We start from the raw sequence: 17905 nt of genomic DNA, 5'->3' as shown, positions 1-17905 counted from the left end.
ATTCGTTTCTCGCAGCAGCGCGGCGACGAAACGTTTTTTTACTATTAAAATCATGGATTAGTTGTGCCCAATTTTTTTCAAAGGTGAGTTAATTATAAAAAAGCAGACCCTGAATAAAAAAGATAAAAAGGAAATCGCTGGGTCGTTGCGTCGCCGCGAGAAATTTTACAAAAAAAATGGGCGCCAAAACTGACGCCCATTTATACTTTGTATTTTCAAACTCTTACTTTGGATCTAGAATAGTGTTTACTCTTTCTAATGCATCCTCAAGGTGAAGCTTAGACATTCTGTCTGAAGTTCTAACAATTGCTGCTCTGATGTCTCTCTGTAAGATTTTCAATTCGCCTCTAGCCATCGGTCTGATGTCAGACTGAGAAGCATTGATCTGCGGGCCTACATATCTTCTGAAAGAGGCAGGGATAGTTGGTCCATCGCTGGTCATCAAATATTCCATACGCTCGATATAAGCTCTTTGTAATGCTCTTCTGTGAACATCGATTGTCTTACCGGACGATAGCTCAGTCCAGATGCCTTTTCTCAGGTCATCGAATAGCTCTGTCATCTTATATGCTTCATTGCCATTCAAGGCTTCGTTTTCGATTACTCGGCCTAGTCTTCCTAAGTCAAGTACTGAATTCAACGTGCCTGCCTGTACTCCACGGATTCTTTCTAAAGCTCCAAAATCTTCTGTTCTTGCAAAGATGTCATCTTGCATCATCCATTCTGGCGTAGTGAAAAGCTCTTTGTTCAAGAAATCAACAGCTGACTTCTGAATTTCTTTTGAAGTATGTGTATACACTGGTAGATCCTGTCCAACAGCTCTGTAAACTTCAGCTACACCACCGATATTGGTTCTTACATGACCCATGTATCTATTGAATTGCGTAAGCACCTGTCCATACATTTCTTCCAGATCGTCGAAATCTTTGTAAGGTTTGTCTGTTTCAGCAGTCCATTCCATCAGGTTAGGCATGATACGCTTTAAATTAGCGATACCGTACTCAGAAGCCTTCATAGAATTGTCTCCTAAATCTTCACTCTGCGCAGTAGGATCATAGCTATTGCCCTGACGTCCATATCGGTAGATAGGGTCACCTTGTTTTTCTAAAATCCACTTATCCAAAGTTGCCAACTCATCTTCTGGAGTAGCAGCATCAGGAATTGGTCTATAACCCCAAGCAACTGCATATTTATCATAAGGGCCTACGTTTGGCATTAAGCTAACACCTTCGTCACCTGGCTGAGCGATGTAGTTAAATCTCGCGTAATCCATGATTGAAGGAGCTGTTCCCATTTCTTTGGTAAATGCCGCATCTCTTAGTTTTTCCACTGGATAAGCATGAGAAGATGCAAAGTTGTGAGGAAGTCCAAGTGTATGACCTACTTCGTGAGAAGAGACAAACTGTACCAAGCGGCCCATCACTTCGTCTTTGAACTGAACACTTTGTGCCTCAGGATTGATCGCTGCTGTCTGGATGAAGAACCAGTTTCTCAATAGGTTCATTACGTTGTGATACCATCCGATATCAGATTCTAATATTTCACCTGATCTTGGATCAGACACGTGAGGTCCATAAGCATTCTGGATATCGGAAGCGAAATATCTGATCACAGAATATCTCGCATCTTCAGGGCTCCAATCAGGATCTTCTTCTTTAGTAGGAGCTAATTTAGCAACGATAGCATTTTTGAAACCTGCTGCCTCAAAAGCAACCTGCCAGTCATTTACACCAGCGATCAAGTATGGAATCCACTGCTTAGGAGTAGCAGGGTCGATGTAATAAACAATTTGCTTCTTAGGCTCTACTAATTCTCCAGCCTTGAATTTCGCCATGTCCTCATCCTTCACTTCCAGTCTCCATCTGTCAAGGAAGGTACGGCTCTGCGCTTTTTGAGCATCAGCTCCATAATCTACAATCGAACGGCTAAACCAACCTACACGCTGATCACCTAATCGCTGCTTCATTGGCTCTTTTGGAAGAAGTAACATGGAAGAATTCATCTCCAATGTAATTGAACCAGTAGAACTATTTGATGGAGGGTCATTTGCAAGATAAGTCATCACGTATCGCGCTTCGATATTGATTGGATACGTATTGATGTGACTTATGTACGATCTGTCTGTATCTAGTCGAGTGACTTTATATTGCGTACGCTCATTTTTCGGAAGTCCAACTGCCTGTACATCTTTTGCCCATAGATCCGTCGCCTCTATTACGATTCCAGTAGAATCTGTAGCGAGAGATTTGATAGCAAACTTCTGTAGGATTGGCTCCAGGTTGGAATTTTTAACAGCTAACGCGATAGGAAGGGAATCTGCTGCAAAATTATTTACAGAGATAACTTTAAGGTGAATATCGTTGTTGTACTTTTCCCAACGAAGCATTAGCGTATTGGTGCGCTCTCCACCATAGCCAATTCCATCGGCAGTTTTGGCAATGGTAGTGACCATCAGCATGTCTCTTCCTAGAAGGGAATCTGGAATTTCGTAATAGTATTTGTCTTCAATTTGATGAACTTTGAAAAGTCCATCTTTTGATTTTGCCTTGGCAGTGATTACCTCTTTGTAAGGTTTTGGATCTGAATCATTACCTTTTGGTTTGGCTGGGGTTGCTGGTGTAGCCGCTTCTTTCTTGGCATCCTTTTTCTTCTTTTTCTGAGCAAAAGTATCCGTAGAATAAAACATCACACCTATTACACCAAGGACTAATGTTAATCTCCTGAGTAATGTGGGTAGCGTATTTCTCATAGTTATTATTTGGTTAGGTATTTTCTAAACCGTGAATTTCTAGAAAGGATCTGTAAAGAGCATCCATTTTTGATGAACGGTGTATATGTAAATTTAAAGGCAGAACTGTGAACGATAGACAAAATACAGTTGTAATTGGAGGTGGACTGGCAGGTTTGATTTCAAGTTATTTATTGGCCAAAGCCGGACGAGAAGTACTTTTGGTCGAAAAGAAAAACTATCCTTTTCACAGGGTTTGCGGGGAATACTTATCCAATGAAGTACTTGATTTTTTACAAAGGGAAGACCTGCTGCCCAGTCAATTTGAATTGCCTCAAATCAACAGGTTCTTGTTTTCCGATACTGGAGGGGAAAGCGTTTCCACACCTTTAGATTTAGGAGGTTTTGGGATTAGCCGGTACGTGCTAGATGATCACATCTATCATAAAGTTTTGGAAAAAGGAGGTGCCGTGCAAACGGGAGTGCAAGTAGAGTCTGTGGTCTTTGATGAGAATGAGAGTTTTTTCAAGATTGAATTGGCAGATGGATCACAGTTGAGGGCTGAAAATGTAATCGGAGCTTTTGGTAAGAGATCTAAATTGGACAAAAGACTTAAGCGAGCTTTCATCGAAAAGAGAAGTCCGTATATAGGAGTTAAATATCACATAAAGACTGATTTCGATAGAAGCACAGTTGCGCTTTATAATTTCAAAGGCGGGTATTGTGGACTGAATACCATAGAAGATGGCAAAGTTAACTTGTGCTATCTGGGAGATAGGGGGCAATTGCGGGAATACGGCTCAATTGAGGCAATGGAACGAGAAGTATTGTGGAAAAATCCCAGCCTGAAACCATTTTTCACAGAAAGTGAAATTCTCTTTGACAAGCCGGAGGTGATCAATGAGATCAATTTTGAGCGAAAGGAGCCTGTGGATAATCATATACTCATGGCAGGCGATTCAGCTGGATTAATCACTCCACTCTGCGGCAACGGAATGGCTATGGCTATTCATGCTGGGAAATTGGCAGCGGACGCAATTTTGGAAGGAAAATCCAGAGAAGAAATTGAGGCGCGATATGTGCATTCCTGGAAATCACTTTTTGAGCGGAGACTTTGGCTAGGAAGGAAGGTTCAACGCCTTTTCGGATCTAATCAAGCGTCAGTTTTGACAAGAATGTTAATTCAGCATGTGCCTTTTATTTCAGACCAAATCATAAAAAACACCCACGGAAAACCTTTTTAATAACCCAAAGCTTGCACTATCTGTGTGTTTTCCAGAAAGTAATAAATGAAAAATGCGTTGAGTGCAAGTGCAGAGAAGTAGTTCATTCCCATCGCCCAATTATAATTTGCATATTTCGTTGGGTTTAGTCGGATAAAGCTAAACCATGTCAAAAAGTAAAGCATAATCGGAGTCATCGCAGCTAGATAAATCCAAAGAATATCGAGTTGATTTCGATCCAAGAAAAACCAGGCGAATCCTGCACCGGTCACCATAAATGTCAAGGCTGAAAAAAGGAAAGTGCCTTTGATTCCCAATACCAAACTTAAGGTCCGGTCGCCTCTCCTTGCATCTTCTCCATGTTGATAAACCTGTGTCAGAGGATAATTCCCCCAAAGCATCAAGCTTGTTAATAGCCCTGGGATAAATACGTGAGGCTTGTAAAGGACTTCCCAACTTAAATTGCTCAGGCCGGCATAAGCGATGGCGAAGGTGAAATATCCTTGGAAAAACCCAGCAATAAACCAACTCAGCCAGGGGTACTTTTTGATCCTGATGGCGGGATGAGAATAGGCCATACTCACCAGCCCATAAATCAAAATCATAAGCGCAACACTGAAATTGATACTTGCACCGATCCCTATCGCAAGTAGGAATAATACCTGTGAAAGCCAAAAGAGGTCTTTGGTGACTTTTGGTGGATGCTTCAGTCCTCCGATACTTTCTTCGTCCTTATCAAAATAACTGTTGTAGCCGTTACTCGATGGGTAGAGAAAAAGATGAAGAGCAATGAAAACCCAGAGGATTCTGGACTCATTATGATTGGGCGTGAGTGCCAAAGCAAAGAAAAAGATAGGCATCAAAAAGAGCGAAAAGGGAATTCGAAGATGCTTAAGGCTAGAACTAGAGATCATATCGTCCTTGAGGTTGAGCTGATAACTATTCCAGCTGGACATAGTTACCATACATTCAGCCAATTTAGATATATTCAATTAACTTGATATTATGAACTTCAAATTAGGGGAATCAAATCTTTAAGGATTTATTTAATGACAGAAATAGAATCAACAAATAGTTTAGGCACGATGGGTATTTCCTCAGGTTCAATCTGCTGTTTATGATTAGTGGTATCGTAAGCATAGGCGTAGCTAATCCAGGCAACCCAATAGATCAATCAGCCATAGCTAGCTTTATGCAGAAAGCACATCAGCTGGATGAGGTGGAGTCTCGTAAATTGGGCTTTTTGTATAGGAAGTCCGGGATTTCTAGCCGTTATAGTGTGTTAAGTGATTTTGAGAAGTCGGATCCTAAAGACTTCTCCTTTTTTCCGAATTCTAAAGACTTTGAACCTTTTCCCGGTACTAAAGCAAGGATGGAAGTTTTTCGTCAGACTGCACCGAATCTCTGTGAAGAGGCTGTGATAAATTGCCTTTCAAAATCTGATGTAAAAGCTCAGGAGATTACGCATTTAATTTTGGTGTCCTGCACCGGAATGATGGCTCCGGGAGTAGAGTTGGCCTTGATGAAAAGTCTTAAGCTAGATGATGCCGTAGAACGGTACTGCGTACACTTCATGGGATGCTATGCGGCGTTTACAGGGTTGAAATTGGCAGATAAAATTGTTAAGGCAGAGCCAGATGCTAAAGTAATGTTGGTTTGCGTGGAGTTGTGCACCTTGCATTTTCAGAAGGAATATGTGGAGGATAATATTCTTGCAAATTCACTTTTTGGCGACGGGGCGGCTGCGGCTTTGGTGATGCGGTCCGAAAAGGGATTGAAAATCAAATCGTACCTCAGTCAGGTACTTCGTGAAGGCGAGGAAGATATGGCTTGGGGGATCGGAGATTTTGGTTTTGAGATGCGTCTAAGTAAGTATATTCCAACGCTTCTTGATCAAGGCATTGGCCAATTGAAAGAGAAATTTGAGCAGAAATTCAAGTTATCCACTGTGGATAACTTTGCAATTCATCCTGGTGGAAAGCAGATACTGCAGAAAGTTCAAGAGGCATTTGGTCTCAAAGAATCGGTCAATGCTCATGCAATGGAAATACTTAAGCAGTTTGGAAATATGTCATCTGTCACCATACTATTTGTATTAGAGAGAATGATGCGTGACGAGCAAATTCAGGGAAATATACTTTCTATGGGATTTGGTCCTGGGCTTACGTTAGAAACTTTACTTCTGGAAAAGTGATGGGCAAATTTGCGCAGCGAAGTGAAGAGAAAGAATTGATGGACGACCTCAATTGCTCTGGAGAGGAACTTAACCAGACTTTGCGAGAGCTAAAAACCATTAACCGCTGGCTGGGGGGAAATTATGTGACTACTGTTGGCTTGGCAAAGATTTTTAAGAGTTATCCACAAGATTCCTATACTGTAGCAGACATTGGCTGCGGTGGAGGTGATATGATCAGAGTGATGAATAACTGGGCCAAAAGTCGTGGAAAAGCGGTTAATTTTATTGGAATCGACGCAAACAGGAACATTATTGACCTTGCGCGGGTTAGATTATTTGACTTAACAGAAGTCACTTGGGAAACTCAAAATGTCTTTGAAGCTGAATTTTCTATAGAAAAAGTTGATATCTCTACGTGTACGCTCTTTACACATCATTTTACAGACAGCGAGTTAGTAGAATTGCTGGACTCTCTTCGAGCAAAATCCCGCTTAGGAATAATCATTAACGATTTGCACAGACATCCACTTGCTTATTATAGCATTAAGTGGTTGACTCGGGTATTTAGCAAGTCAAAAATGGTTCGGAACGATGCATGTTTATCGGTTTTGCGTAGCTTTTCGAGATCAGATTGGGAAAGGGTTTTGCAATCTGCATTTATAGAAAATTTTAAAATTAGCTGGCATTGGGCTTTTCGTTGGCAAGTGACTATTTATTTTAAAGAATCATCAACCAAAATTAATTAACATGGAATTTTCTCAGGAAACGGTAAATGCATTTTATGAACGTGCGATAGACATGGCGTACTTAATTGTACCAAGAATCATATTTGCCATAATTTTTTACTTTGTAGGTAAACTTATTGTAAATGCCCTTTTAAAGGGATTGAGAAATTTCATGGAAAAGAGGGAGACTAATCCTTCTCTAAATGAATTTCTTTTTGGGTTTGTTAAAATCGTATTATACATCACTTTATTCATGGGTGTGGCCAGTATTTTGGGAGCACCACTAGGATCTACAGTGGCTATATTTGGTGCCGCAGGCTTGGCTATAGGTTTGGCCTTGCAAGGTTCTCTTTCAAATTTTGCAGGGGGTATTCTGATTTTAGGATTTAAACCTTTTGAAGTCGGAGATGTAATAGTGGCTCAAGGGCATACAGGGACCGTAGACAAAATTCAGATTTTGTACACTCACTTGATGACTTTCGACAATAAAGAAGTCGTTCTTCCAAACGGTAGTCTTGCAAATTCAGATATCGTAAATATGAGTACCCAGGCAACTCGAAGAACAGAACTGAATGTTGGGGTGGCTTATGGTACTAATATTAAACAGGCTAAGGAAATCATTCTGAATATCTTCGAAAATGATCCTCGCGCCCTAAAAGACCCTGCACCTTTCGTAGCGCTAACCAATTTTGGAGATAGCTCTTTGGACTTGGTGGTTCGTGTTTGGGCCAAATCAAGTGAATTGTGGCCGATGCACTTTGACGGAATGGAAGCGATCAACACGGAATTTGAAAAGGCGGGAATTGAAATCCCTTTTCCTCAGCGTGTGGTTCATCAGATCAAAGAAAAAGCAGCGGAAGAAAAGGCAAATTCTTAAAGTGAAGCTCAATAAACAGAAAGGCGATCAAACGATCGCCTTTCTGTTTTTAAAACCTTTTTATGATTTCATCAAGTGACTTTCTTTTTATATCTGGCACATAGGTTTCTGCCTTTGGATAACCCACTGGAATGAGCAAATAGGGTTTTTCATTAAATGGTCTTGCAAGAATCTCACTCAGGAAATTCATCGGGCTTGGCGTATGGGTCACTGCGGTGAGTCCTGCTTGATGAATTGCAGCTATTAGAAATCCACAGGCAAGTCCCACGGATTCGTTCACATAATAGTGCTGAACCTTTTTACCGTTTTCCATTCCATAGGATTGCTTAAACACCACAATCAAATAGGGAGCTTCTTCCAAAAAAGGCTTTTCCCAGTTTGTTCCCAATGGTTTTAAATCAGCTTTCCATTGATCCGGCATCCGGCTCGAATAGCTGATTTTTTCCTCCTCTTCGGCAGCATCTCTGATTTTCTTTTTGATAGCAGGATCTGAGATTAAGCAAAAAGTCCATGGCTGCTTGTGCGCGCCTGAGGGAGCTGTACTTGCTGTGAGGATTATGTTTTCCAGAATCCCGATTGGAATTGGACGTGAATCGAATTCTCTAACTGTCCGACGTTGATCCATTTCCTGGTAAAATTGCTCCGATCGCAAGGTCATTTCCTCCAGACTGAGCTGCGGACGCTCATATCTGACATGCTCAAAACCCTCAATTATTTTCTTGTCCATAAAAAAACGGCTAAATCGAAAGATAGCCGTTTTGATTTTATAATTGGAGTTGAATTAATCCAGTGTAACTGGTAACGATCCGTTTGGATAGAAGATTGTAGCCATTTTATCACAGGCTCCATCTCCGTAATCCACCGTGATGTCAATACCATTGTACTGAAATGCCAATATTCCAGAACTTGGGATTCTCACTCCTGAATCAATACAGCTTTTTGTGTAAACCAATGCCTCAGTAACTGAAGTTGTATAGTTAAGTCCTTCACGACTTGTGCCGGAAGCTGTACCTGTAATGGAAGCTTCATATTCTCCCTGTGTACCAAGTTTGATGACACGGACTTGGTCACTTGTCAACGAGACAAACGTATTATCAAGCCAAGTGACTTTTCCATTTTGGATTTTTACTTCCAAAGTGATCGTGCCATTCTCGAGGCTCACACCTTTATTAGTAAGTGTTCTTGTGCCTTCGATTTTATGACCATTGACTTCATAGCCTTCAAATGTAGTGGTGATTTTTGCACCAGTAATTAATAGGTTGCCAGTGTAGGCCAAATTCACGATTCCTTTTCTAATGACGCCATTCTCGCTGGTGCAGCCATCACCAAAATCAACTTTAATTGTCTTTGTGCTTTCATCTAAGGTGATTATTGCTCCTTCACAAATATTAGAAGCTGGGATATTTACAGAAGTTCTTGCGCTGAGTCCGCTAGTGCTCAGAACTGAGAGTGTAAGGTTATCCAAATCCTCAAATGCCATATTGACTTCCAGGTCTTCAGTGACAACTGCAAGATTTGGTACTGGCGGTTCTTCATTCATATCACAGCTGGATACGAGCATGATGCCGAAGATCATCAGAAATAAAATTGCGGGGTTAAGTGTCTTTTTCATGGTCTTTTACGATAGATTTTGGTAATTATTTAGTTGGTTTTTTTATTGAACTGTTTGGCTTTTTGGACTTTCCGCCTACACATCCTATGTTTTGAGTAAATGAGATATCGTCAGGTAGAATTCCCATTCCCTCCGAAAGGTCCCAGTCCTCAGCTTCTATTTCCTTTTCAGTCGTTTTTTTAGGTTTGGCATTTTTCATAATTCCAATGTAGTTAATGATAAACGTCTAGGACTTGCTAAAAATTTGAATAGGTGACAAGGATTGCGCCAATTTGATTAGTTAGCTTAATTCAATTCCTATCTTTGGGCATGAAAGGATTTGATTTTGAAAATTCTAATCTGTCGGAAAAACTGAAAGCTGTTAAAAGTAAGGTCGGAACCTACTCTTTATTGCGTTTGGTGGTCTTTTTTGGCATGGGAGGATTGTTTGTTTTGGCGGTAGCGGAGAGTCCAGTTTGGTTATTGTTTTTTGCAGTCTCGGTAGCCATTTTCATTTCTTTGATTAGAAAGTATAATTATCAGAAAGATCAGGAGGCTATTTATTTAGCGCTTCGGACCATGAATCTGGCTAGAGAAAAGCGAGTTGGCAGAAACCTAAAAGATCTTGATGCTGGTGGTGAATTTCAAGAAAAAACTCATCCTTTCTCCAATGACCTGGATCTATTTGGAGACCACTCCTTATTCCAACTCCTGAATCACACGGTGTCTAAGAAAGGCAAGGAAATCCTTGCTGCCAAAATGAAATCTGAGTTTGACTTGGACAAAGCTGGGGCATTTCGAGAAGCCTCTAATGAGTTATCCTTAAAATCTGAGTTTCTTCAAGCGATGGAAAGCATAGGAATTGCTTTTTATAATGAAGAAAAATCAACCTCAAGCTGGATCAAGTGGCTGGAAGAAAGTGATAAAAGTAACCTGTTAATTACCGTTGGCGCTTTACTTGGTCCAATCGGAGGTCTGACGCTTTCCGTTTTAATATATATAGGAATAGTCCCTGGAGCACTTTTCGGTGTTTGGATTTTGATTGGGATGGCTTTTTTGGGAATGGTATTTAAGCCATTAAAAAAAGCTGCTGACTCAATTCCAAGTCGCCACCAATTGAAAACCTATCGTTATTGGCTGGCTGTGTTAGAAATGGAACCCATGCAATCAACTCTTTTAAGCGAAATGCAAGCACCGTTTCTGACCAAAGGGATTAAAGCGTCAACACTTTTTAATCAGTTGGATAGCTTAGGACTTTGGATGCAAAACCGGATAAATATTCTGTATATCCCGATCAACTTCATTTTTTGGACAGACTTGTTTTTATTCGTCAGACTTGTTTCTTGGAAGAAAAAATATGGTCACCTAGTTGCTCACTTTCCAGCTCAGCTAGTAGAATGGGAAGTGTTGATTTCCTTAGGGGCATTTGAAAATGAAGTTGGTGGGTCTGGAAAGATTGTTTCTATAGAAAAGGGAATCAAAGCAAAGTCAGTCTCTCACCCATTGCTTTCACCTGGAATTGCGGTTCCTAATGACTTCGAGATTGATGGGAATCAGCGAGTCATTTTGCTCACAGGGGCAAATATGAGTGGAAAGACCACCTTTATGCGAACGCTCGGGATTAATTGTGTGTTGGTCAATCTAGGTTTAAGACCTTTCGCTGAGGAATTTGGGTTTAGTGACTTTCAACTTTACACCAGTATGCGTAATGCGGATAACTTGGGAGAAAGTGTAAGTTCGTTTTACGCGGAGCTCAGCAGGATTAAGAAACTGATCGATAGAATCGAGAAAGGAGAGCAAATTTTCTTCCTGCTGGATGAAATCTTGAAGGGAACAAACACCGAAGATCGTATCGCTGGCTCAGAAGCATTGATCAGGCAAGTGAATGATACCAATGCGTTTGGAATCATCAGTACGCACGATATTGAGTTAGCAGAATTGGAAGAAAGAATGAGTACTGTGTGGAATTACAGTTTTCATTCTGAGATTCACGATCAGAATATTGATTTTGATTACAAAATTAAACGGGGGGCATGCCCGAGTTTCAATGCACATAAACTCATGGAGTTGATGGGAATTCGTTTTCAGTAAGAAATGTGAGTTCTGTTTCTTGAGATTATCTTATTTTTGATTACAAATAAACTATGGCAATACCATCGCAATCACCCATTTTGGGAGTCCTCGGAGGAGGTCAATTGGGCCGAATGCTTATTCAGTCGGCAATCAACTATAATCAGGATATCCACATTTTGGATCCAGATCCGAACGCGCCATGCAAGGATCTATCACAGCGATTTACTGTAGGCTCCCTCAAAGACTTTGATACTGTTTATGCATTTGGTCACGGCTGTGATGTAATCACGGTGGAGATTGAAAGTGTTAATACCGAGGCGCTTGAAAAATTGCAGCGTGAAGGAAAGAAGGTTTATCCACAGCCTGATATTCTGAGCTTGATAAAGGATAAGCGTAAGCAAAAGCAGTTTTATCAGCTGAACGGGATCCCTACTGCGGACTTTATTCTGACTTCTGATAAAGCTGAAGTTATCCACAATGCGGATTTTCTTCCCGCAGTAAATAAACTGGGGAAAGAAGGCTATGATGGACGCGGTGTTCAGGTATTGAGATCTGAAGCTGACTTGGACAAGGCCTTTGATGCACCTGGTTTGCTGGAAAAACTAATCGACTTTGATAAGGAAATTGCAGTCACTGTAGCAAGAAATGAGGCCGGGGATTTAATAGCTTATCCTGCTGTAGAATGTGCTTTTCACCCAACGGCTAATTTGGTGGAGTTTCTTTTTGCGCCAGCAGAGATCAGTAAAGAAGTAGCAGAAAAAGCTGAAGAGATCGCTAAGGATGTGATTCTCAAACTTGGAATGGTAGGGATTTTGGCTGTAGAGATGTTTGTCACCAAAGATGGGGAAGTACTGGTCAATGAAGTAGCGCCTCGTCCTCATAATAGTGGGCATCATACCATAGAAGCTAATTTTACCTCGCAATTTGAGCAGCATTTACGCTCCGTGTTGAATTGGCCGTTAGGTAATCCTGACCTGAGATGCCCAGCTGCAATGATTAATTTGCTCGGAGAAGATGGCTTTACAGGGCCAGTTTTGGTAGAAGGGCAGGAGGAAGCGCTTGCAGAACAGGGAGTTTACATTCATCTGTATGGCAAGAAAGTCACTAAGCCTTTTAGAAAAATGGGACATGTGACCATAGTATCGGATACCGTTGCAGGCTTGAAAGAAAAAGCGCAGCGAATAAAAGAGTTAATCAAAATCAAATCTATATCATGAATCCACAGGTAGGAATTATCATGGGCAGCCAATCGGATCTTCCGATTATGGCAGAAGCTGCGCAAATGCTAGAGGAATTAGGAGTACCCTATGAGCTAACAGTAGTTTCTGCACACAGAACCCCACAGCGCATGATTGATTATGCACATTCAGCTAGGGAGCGTGGGATTAAGGTTATTGTGGCAGGAGCGGGTGGTGCGGCGCATTTGCCGGGAATGGTAGCTTCGATGACTAGCCTTCCCGTAATCGGAGTTCCTATCAAAAGCTCAAATTCCATCGATGGCTGGGATAGCATTTTGTCAATTTTGCAAATGCCAGGAGGTATTCCTGTAGCAACAGTTGCATTGAATGGCGGGAAAAATGCCGGTATTCTTGCTGCTTCAATTGTGGGATCATTCGATTCTAAAGTTGGAGAAAGCTTGGATGCGTATAAAAAGACACTGAAGGAAAAAGTAGAGGAATCTGCCGCTCAGATAGAAGCTAAAGGCTGGAGAGAGATTTTAAAGAAATAAAAAAATGCGGCTCTTGAGCCGCATTTTTACTTGTTACTATGAATTGGAAAAAGATAATTCGATTTAAAATCGGAGATGTGCCTTGGGAAGTTCCCTTAGACGTGTTAGTCCTATTGGGAGTGATCACGTTGGTCTTGATGGGTGTTGGGGCTTATTTCGGATTCCAATTTGGAAGTGGTTAATCCGTAAAGATTCCCCATCCGTCATCATTTTTCTCAGTAGAGTCAAATCCCTTTTGCCACTCAATAAAGAGCATACGATATTCTTCTATAGCTTCTCTTAGCAATTCCAAATGCTCCTCTGCGTGGGTTTCTTCCATTCCCAATTGATAAGTCATGGTGTTTAGGCTTTTAGCATGTACTTTCATGATTACTGCCTTTTCCATTTTGAGGACGTAGTCAGAGGTAGCTTCAGCAGCAGCAAATTTGGCACTCAAAACCATCGCATCTTCCATCATGATATTACCATAAAGCTCCTTTCGAGCCTCATCTAGACTTCCTACCAACGCTCGGGTTAAGGCAAAGATATCCTTTGCCTTTTTCATTAATGGGTGCTTATAGATGTTTCCGTGTTCCTTGCGCGCATCGAATTCATCGTCTTCGTCCCATCCTGACTCATCATCATCGTCATCATCCCACATAGGACCGAAGTTTTTAGAAAGGTAATTTATCTTCTTCTCCCTCCGAATGGAAAGTATCCATTTCAGGCAGATTTGAAGGGGCCGATCCACCGCCATTTTTATCTACTTTGAAAGCCTTCACTTCAGTGTACCATCGGCCATTGTATTCTCTACTTTCTACGTCTATGCTCATGGTTACATTTTCACCTTCGGAAATAGCAAATTGATCGATTTTATCTCCCCAAACTGACACACAAACCTTTTTGGCGTATTGCCCTGAGGTTTCCAGTATATATTCTTGCTTTTTCCAAGAGTTACCGCTTTTTGATGTTCCACCTACTTCGGGTAGTTTTTGGATAATTTTTCCGCTCAATTCCATTGTATTTATTTTAAATTTCTATCTACGCGAAGTTACACAAAGCACTTGAAATGTTCTGGTTGGACGGGTTCAATTTACTTCGTTCTTAATGTGAATTTTAACATTTTTTGGCATAAACATTGGTTAATGAGTAGTCTGGATTTTGTATGTTTCAAAGAAAATATCGTTTTCGGCTTTATTTGAAAAATAAAATTTGGATTGTGTTCTTCTTATGCTTTGTGAAATAAAATCCTTGAATTTTCTTTGCAGAGTTGTTTTCGAAATCCTACTTTTAAAAACATTTCTTTTTCTTTCACCCTTACTGGATACTATGGCCTAGACCTTTACGTTTATAATAAACCAACTTAAAATGAGTAAACGAATTGGTCCTAAGGACAGCGAATTGATTGCACAGTATCGAAATGGTAGTGATGCTGCCTTTGATCTATTAGTAGATCGCTATAAAGGTAAAATGTACACCACAATATTTTTGATCGTTAAGGATCAGAAGGTAGCTGAAGATTTACTTCAAGATGTGTTTGTGAAAGTGGTCAAAACACTCAATTCAGATAAATACAACGAAGAGGGGAAGTTTCAGCCTTGGGTGATGCGGATATCTCACAATCTGGCTATTGATTATTTTAGAAAAGCCAAGCGATATCCAACCATACTGATGGAGGATGGTTCTAATATATTTAACTCGCTGAGATTTGCAGAGGAAAATGTGGAAGATCGACAGGTAAGGGATGAGAATATTGAGCTAGTGAAGCGCCTGATCGAAGAGCTTCCCGAAACTCAAAAGCAGGTCCTGATTATGCGTCATTATCTGGATATGAGTTTTCAGGAAATTGCTGATCAGACAGGTGTGAGTATTAATACTGCTCTTGGAAGGATGCGATACGCGCTAATCCATCTGCGGAAGAAGATGAAACAACTAAATTTTGCATATGATAAAACCATTTACCCCAAATGATCTGGTAAGATATATTTATCAGGAAATGTCGGAGGTAGAACAAGAACTCTTAGTGCAAGCCTTACACAGTGATGAATCACTGATGCAAGAATACGTAGAAATGCTGAGCACAATAGAGCAGATGGATCAAATCCAGCTTCAACCTTCGGAAAAAGTAGTACAGGCGATCAAATCGAGAGCCCAATCTACGGGACTCGAGCGAGTCTGAAAATATGGTAATCCCGCTCTTTTGGCGGGATTTTTTTATTGCAGTTCCTTGATAAAGGCTGCTGCTTGCTGAAACAATACAGGATAAGTTTCTAAGCTAAATCCATGTCCCTGATTCAGGACTTTGGTAAATTCATGCTTTACACCAGCCTCAGATAATTTTTCTTCTAAAATTTCACTTTGGGAAATAGGTACTACGTTATCTGCTGTGCCATGGAAAAAAATAGTTGGAACTGATTGACTATCAATAAATGTAATCGGGCTGGAATCGGCATAGGCTGTAGGATTTTCCATTGGACTGCCTCCTAAAAGTCCTCCGAGACCAGTAATTGTAAGGAAGCTATAGTCATATAATTCAGCTAGATCAGTTGGAGGAAAGAAAGCTACTACAGCTTTTAGATTGCCAACTGATTCATGCTTGTAGGCATGTAATAATGCTAAATGCCCTCCTGCACTTGCTCCTGCGAGAATGATAGTGTCAGAAATATTCCATTCAAGCGATTTGCTTAGAATATAGTTTATTGCCTCAATTACTTGATTTTCTTGGGTTGGAAATTTATTTGTTCCAGTTGTAAAGTTATATAAGCTGTAGTTGATAGATACAAAAGCATAACCTGGCAAAGCAGACGAAAGGGATGATCTAAATTGTTTAAATTCTTCTTTGCTACCTTCTACCCAAGCTCCTCCGTGAATATAGATTAGTAGGGGGGTATCTTTTGTTGATCTACCGGCAGGTAGGTACACATCCATCATTTGATTGGGCTCTGATCCATACGATTGATCGGATAAGTCTAATGATTCGAGTCCCTTTGATGGGTTTTCATCTCCATTGGAAGTGCAGCTCCAAAAAGCAGCAAGAATAAATATTCCAAATGTGATTTTTTTGGAGATGCAATAAAACCTATTCCTCATTTTCAAAACCATTTTATTAATGAAGCGATTATTTGTTTTGCCCTTACCCCATAAGGTGGCCTGAGTAGCGTAACATTATTGAACCCTACCCGTTGCCTGAGTACTCCTTTTTCATTGCTGAAAGCTAAAAACCCATGATAACCATGTGCTTTTCCTATTCCACTATTATTTACCCCACCAAATGGTAGTTCTAAATGGAGGAAATGTAAAACGCAGTCATTGATTACAGTATTCCCTGAGCTTGTTTCCTTTAAAACTTTTGAAGTATTTTCCTGATTCTTACCAAAATAGTAAAGTGCTAATGGCTTTGGTTTGGAATTGACATATTCTATAGCTTCTTCTAAAGTGCTGTAGCTTAAAATAGGTAAGATGGGGCCGAAGATTTCCTCCTGCATTACCTGCATTTCATCATCTACTTTGGTTAAAATAGTTGGGTCTATGTAGCGGGTTTGTGGGTTATAATTTCCTCCGAATGCTATCTCAGTACCCTTCAATAAAGCATCTTCCATAATTCCAGTCAGTCTTTCAAAGTGCTTATCATTTATCATCCTAGCCAAATCAGGTGATTTTTCTATTCCAGTGTAATCAGGATCGTACATTTTTTGTAAAGCTACCTTCAATTCCATGATAAGAGTCTCTTGAAGAGAATCATGTACTAATATATAGTCTGGAGCAATGCAGGTTTGTCCACAATTGACATACTTTCCCCAGATAATCTTTTCAGCAGCATCTTTACAATCAGCATCCTGCGCTAGAATAACAGGAGATTTCCCACCCAACTCCAACGTGACAGAACTTAGATTCTCAGCTGCAGCTTTCATGACAATTTTCCCAACTGCCGGGCTTCCAGTGAAAAATATATGATCAAAAGGTAGTTTAAGTAGTTCGGTTGAAACTTTAACTTCACCTAAAACTACTGCGACTTCACTTGGTTCAAAAAGCTCAGAAATCATTTTGGAGACCAGTTCAGAAGTATGAGGAGTCATCTCTGAGGGCTTTATAACGGCGGTACAGCCGGCGGATAGGGCTGAAATCAGTGGGCCAATAGTTAGGTTAAAGGGATAATTCCATGGAGATATAATCAGTGAAGTGCCTTTAGGCTCTACATATGTTTTGCTGGTTGTTCCTAGCATGGGAAGTGGGGTTGAGACCGATTTAGGTTTCATCCACTTTTTCAGGTTTTTAATACTATGATTGATTTCAGCAGTTACTGGGAATATTTCGCTGAGATCTGTTTCTGCTTCAGGCTTCCCAAAATCGTTCTTTAGCGCTTCACGGATCGCTTGCTGATTATCTTTTATCCAGTTTCTTATTTTTTTTAATCGATTTACCCTGTCTTCATAAGAAGAATTTCTCCATTTGAAGGAAGTCTCACGCTGAGACTGAAAAATAATTTCTGGATTTGGGTTTTTTAAAGATGAGTCTGTATTAATCATTTTTTTATCAACAAGGAATTTAATTTCTCGCTAAAAATAGGATTTTAATCGCATTTGGTTTGGAGAGAAATTCTGGGAGAAATAACCATAACTATTTAATTAAATATACTTTTAAACACAATAACAATAATTTCATATCTATAAAATTGTATTACATGCAATATTTTTTGCAGAAAAATTTGGATATGAAAAACATTAAAGTGTATTTTTACGACAAATAATTAGTGTTGTTTGGGGGGGAAGGCATCTCATTCGTCCATTTTTGAATGATGTGGGCT

At 40.3% G+C, this 17905-nt stretch carries 19 protein-coding genes; 10 read left to right on the top strand and 9 right to left on the bottom strand.

The window, feature by feature from the left end; all coding sequences use genetic code 11:
* Positions 1–223: 223 nt before the first annotated feature.
* Positions 224–2749 (bottom strand): zinc-dependent metalloprotease, encoded by a 2526-nt coding sequence (locus ACPUEN_RS13595; protein WP_425636445.1) that lies wholly within the window; start codon positions 2747–2749, stop codon positions 224–226.
* Positions 2750–2856: 107 nt separating this feature from the next.
* Here ACPUEN_RS13595 and ACPUEN_RS13590 point away from each other — a divergent pair, with 107 nt between their 5' ends.
* Positions 2857–3972: an NAD(P)/FAD-dependent oxidoreductase gene (locus ACPUEN_RS13590; RefSeq protein WP_425636444.1), complete on the top strand. Its 1116-nt coding sequence runs from the start codon at positions 2857–2859 to the stop codon at positions 3970–3972.
* On the opposite strand, the gene ACPUEN_RS13585 is transcribed toward ACPUEN_RS13590, so the two are convergent.
* A complete protein-coding gene (locus ACPUEN_RS13585; RefSeq protein ID WP_425636443.1) occupies positions 3969–4916 on the bottom strand; it encodes a UbiA family prenyltransferase in 948 nt (315 codons plus the stop codon). The genes ACPUEN_RS13590 and ACPUEN_RS13585 overlap by 4 nt on opposite strands.
* Positions 4917–5068: 152 nt before the next feature.
* Between ACPUEN_RS13585 and ACPUEN_RS13580 the strand changes: the two genes are divergently transcribed.
* From ACPUEN_RS13580 to ACPUEN_RS13570, 3 genes are read left to right on the top strand one after another with little or no spacing between them, the layout of a single operon-like run.
* Positions 5069–6145 (top strand): type III polyketide synthase, encoded by a 1077-nt coding sequence (locus tag ACPUEN_RS13580; protein ID WP_425636442.1) that lies wholly within the window; start codon positions 5069–5071, stop codon positions 6143–6145.
* Positions 6145–6873, top strand: coding sequence for a methyltransferase domain-containing protein (locus tag ACPUEN_RS13575; RefSeq protein WP_425636441.1), 729 nt, complete (start codon positions 6145–6147; stop codon positions 6871–6873). Before ACPUEN_RS13580 ends, ACPUEN_RS13575 begins: the two co-directional genes overlap by 1 nt.
* Position 6874: 1 nt before the next feature.
* Positions 6875–7729 carry a mechanosensitive ion channel family protein gene (locus tag ACPUEN_RS13570; protein ID WP_425636440.1) on the top strand — a complete coding sequence of 285 codons (855 nt, stop codon included), beginning with the start codon at positions 6875–6877 and terminating at the stop codon, positions 7727–7729.
* A gap of 49 nt (positions 7730–7778) precedes the next feature.
* On the opposite strand, the gene ACPUEN_RS13565 is transcribed toward ACPUEN_RS13570, so the two are convergent.
* From ACPUEN_RS13565 to ACPUEN_RS13555, 3 genes are read right to left on the bottom strand one after another with little or no spacing between them, the layout of a single operon-like run.
* Positions 7779–8456, bottom strand: a complete 678-nt coding sequence (locus ACPUEN_RS13565) for a nitroreductase family protein (protein WP_425636439.1) — start codon at positions 8454–8456, stop codon at positions 7779–7781.
* Positions 8457–8510: 54 nt separating this feature from the next.
* Positions 8511–9341, bottom strand: coding sequence for a hypothetical protein (locus ACPUEN_RS13560; RefSeq protein WP_425636438.1), 831 nt, complete (start codon positions 9339–9341; stop codon positions 8511–8513).
* A 25-nt stretch (positions 9342–9366) separates the two neighbouring features.
* Complete coding sequence (locus tag ACPUEN_RS13555; protein WP_425636437.1) at positions 9367–9540, bottom strand: hypothetical protein; 174 nt, start codon at positions 9538–9540, stop codon at positions 9367–9369.
* A 110-nt stretch (positions 9541–9650) separates the two neighbouring features.
* Between ACPUEN_RS13555 and ACPUEN_RS13550 the strand changes: the two genes are divergently transcribed.
* Genes ACPUEN_RS13550 through ACPUEN_RS13535 form a run of 4 tightly spaced genes read left to right on the top strand, consistent with a single transcriptional unit; the run spans position 9651 to position 13304 of the window.
* Complete coding sequence (locus ACPUEN_RS13550; RefSeq protein WP_425636436.1) at positions 9651–11411, top strand: MutS-related protein; 1761 nt, start codon at positions 9651–9653, stop codon at positions 11409–11411.
* A 53-nt stretch (positions 11412–11464) separates the two neighbouring features.
* Positions 11465–12610: a 5-(carboxyamino)imidazole ribonucleotide synthase gene (locus ACPUEN_RS13545; protein ID WP_425636435.1), complete on the top strand. Its 1146-nt coding sequence runs from the start codon at positions 11465–11467 to the stop codon at positions 12608–12610.
* Complete coding sequence (gene purE / locus ACPUEN_RS13540; RefSeq protein ID WP_425636434.1) at positions 12607–13122, top strand: 5-(carboxyamino)imidazole ribonucleotide mutase; 516 nt, start codon at positions 12607–12609, stop codon at positions 13120–13122. The genes ACPUEN_RS13545 and purE overlap by 4 nt, the downstream gene beginning before the upstream one ends.
* A gap of 38 nt (positions 13123–13160) precedes the next feature.
* Positions 13161–13304: a hypothetical protein gene (locus ACPUEN_RS13535; RefSeq protein ID WP_425636433.1), complete on the top strand. Its 144-nt coding sequence runs from the start codon at positions 13161–13163 to the stop codon at positions 13302–13304.
* On the opposite strand, the gene ACPUEN_RS13530 is transcribed toward ACPUEN_RS13535, so the two are convergent.
* A complete protein-coding gene (locus ACPUEN_RS13530; protein WP_425636432.1) occupies positions 13301–13762 on the bottom strand; it encodes a hypothetical protein in 462 nt (153 codons plus the stop codon). The genes ACPUEN_RS13535 and ACPUEN_RS13530 overlap by 4 nt on opposite strands.
* Positions 13763–13775: 13 nt before the next feature.
* Positions 13776–14120 carry a DUF3127 domain-containing protein gene (locus ACPUEN_RS13525; protein ID WP_425636431.1) on the bottom strand — a complete coding sequence of 115 codons (345 nt, stop codon included), beginning with the start codon at positions 14118–14120 and terminating at the stop codon, positions 13776–13778.
* A gap of 349 nt (positions 14121–14469) precedes the next feature.
* Here ACPUEN_RS13525 and ACPUEN_RS13520 point away from each other — a divergent pair, with 349 nt between their 5' ends.
* Both ACPUEN_RS13520 and ACPUEN_RS13515 read left to right on the top strand, forming a co-directional pair.
* On the top strand, positions 14470–15072 hold the full coding sequence (locus ACPUEN_RS13520; RefSeq protein ID WP_111613146.1) for an RNA polymerase sigma factor: 603 nt from the start codon (positions 14470–14472) through the stop codon (positions 15070–15072).
* Entirely contained in the window at positions 15047–15280 is a 234-nt protein-coding gene (locus tag ACPUEN_RS13515) for a hypothetical protein (RefSeq protein WP_111613145.1), read from the top strand. The genes ACPUEN_RS13520 and ACPUEN_RS13515 overlap by 26 nt, the downstream gene beginning before the upstream one ends.
* Positions 15281–15315: 35 nt before the next feature.
* Here the strand turns inward: ACPUEN_RS13515 and ACPUEN_RS13510 are convergent, their stop codons facing one another.
* Together ACPUEN_RS13510 and ACPUEN_RS13505 are read right to left on the bottom strand one after the other, a co-directional pair.
* Complete coding sequence (locus ACPUEN_RS13510) at positions 15316–16191, bottom strand: alpha/beta hydrolase fold domain-containing protein (RefSeq protein WP_425636430.1); 876 nt, start codon at positions 16189–16191, stop codon at positions 15316–15318.
* 2 nt (positions 16192–16193) lie between these two features.
* Positions 16194–17627, bottom strand: coding sequence for an aldehyde dehydrogenase family protein (locus ACPUEN_RS13505; protein ID WP_425636429.1), 1434 nt, complete (start codon positions 17625–17627; stop codon positions 16194–16196).
* Positions 17628–17905: the final 278 nt, after the last annotated feature.

The organism is Algoriphagus yeomjeoni, assembly GCF_049821175.1.
Lineage (GTDB): Bacteria > Bacteroidota > Bacteroidia > Cytophagales > Cyclobacteriaceae > Algoriphagus > Algoriphagus yeomjeoni_A.
This window is presented reverse-complemented; position numbering and strand designations above follow the sequence as displayed.

Bases quoted from the DNA above. Each gene is read 5' to 3' on its own strand.
- ACPUEN_RS13595 (WP_425636445.1), bottom strand. From the start codon at position 2,749: ATGAGAAATACGCTACCCACATTACTCAGGAGATTAACATTAGTCCTT.
- ACPUEN_RS13585 (WP_425636443.1), bottom strand. From the start codon at position 4,916: ATGGTAACTATGTCCAGCTGGAATAGTTATCAGCTCAACCTCAAGGAC.
- ACPUEN_RS13580 (WP_425636442.1), top strand. From the start codon at position 5,069: ATGATTAGTGGTATCGTAAGCATAGGCGTAGCTAATCCAGGCAACCCA.
- ACPUEN_RS13575 (WP_425636441.1), top strand. From the start codon at position 6,145: ATGGGCAAATTTGCGCAGCGAAGTGAAGAGAAAGAATTGATGGACGAC.
- ACPUEN_RS13570 (WP_425636440.1), top strand. From the start codon at position 6,875: ATGGAATTTTCTCAGGAAACGGTAAATGCATTTTATGAACGTGCGATA.
- ACPUEN_RS13565 (WP_425636439.1), bottom strand. From the start codon at position 8,456: ATGGACAAGAAAATAATTGAGGGTTTTGAGCATGTCAGATATGAGCGT.
- ACPUEN_RS13560 (WP_425636438.1), bottom strand. From the start codon at position 9,341: ATGAAAAAGACACTTAACCCCGCAATTTTATTTCTGATGATCTTCGGC.
- ACPUEN_RS13555 (WP_425636437.1), bottom strand. From the start codon at position 9,540: ATGAAAAATGCCAAACCTAAAAAAACGACTGAAAAGGAAATAGAAGCT.
- ACPUEN_RS13550 (WP_425636436.1), top strand. From the start codon at position 9,651: ATGAAAGGATTTGATTTTGAAAATTCTAATCTGTCGGAAAAACTGAAA.
- ACPUEN_RS13545 (WP_425636435.1), top strand. From the start codon at position 11,465: ATGGCAATACCATCGCAATCACCCATTTTGGGAGTCCTCGGAGGAGGT.
- purE (WP_425636434.1), top strand. From the start codon at position 12,607: ATGAATCCACAGGTAGGAATTATCATGGGCAGCCAATCGGATCTTCCG.
- ACPUEN_RS13535 (WP_425636433.1), top strand. From the start codon at position 13,161: ATGAATTGGAAAAAGATAATTCGATTTAAAATCGGAGATGTGCCTTGG.
- ACPUEN_RS13530 (WP_425636432.1), bottom strand. From the start codon at position 13,762: ATGTGGGATGATGACGATGATGATGAGTCAGGATGGGACGAAGACGAT.
- ACPUEN_RS13525 (WP_425636431.1), bottom strand. From the start codon at position 14,120: ATGGAATTGAGCGGAAAAATTATCCAAAAACTACCCGAAGTAGGTGGA.
- ACPUEN_RS13520 (WP_111613146.1), top strand. From the start codon at position 14,470: ATGAGTAAACGAATTGGTCCTAAGGACAGCGAATTGATTGCACAGTAT.
- ACPUEN_RS13515 (WP_111613145.1), top strand. From the start codon at position 15,047: ATGATAAAACCATTTACCCCAAATGATCTGGTAAGATATATTTATCAG.
- ACPUEN_RS13510 (WP_425636430.1), bottom strand. From the start codon at position 16,191: ATGAGGAATAGGTTTTATTGCATCTCCAAAAAAATCACATTTGGAATA.
- ACPUEN_RS13505 (WP_425636429.1), bottom strand. From the start codon at position 17,627: ATGATTAATACAGACTCATCTTTAAAAAACCCAAATCCAGAAATTATT.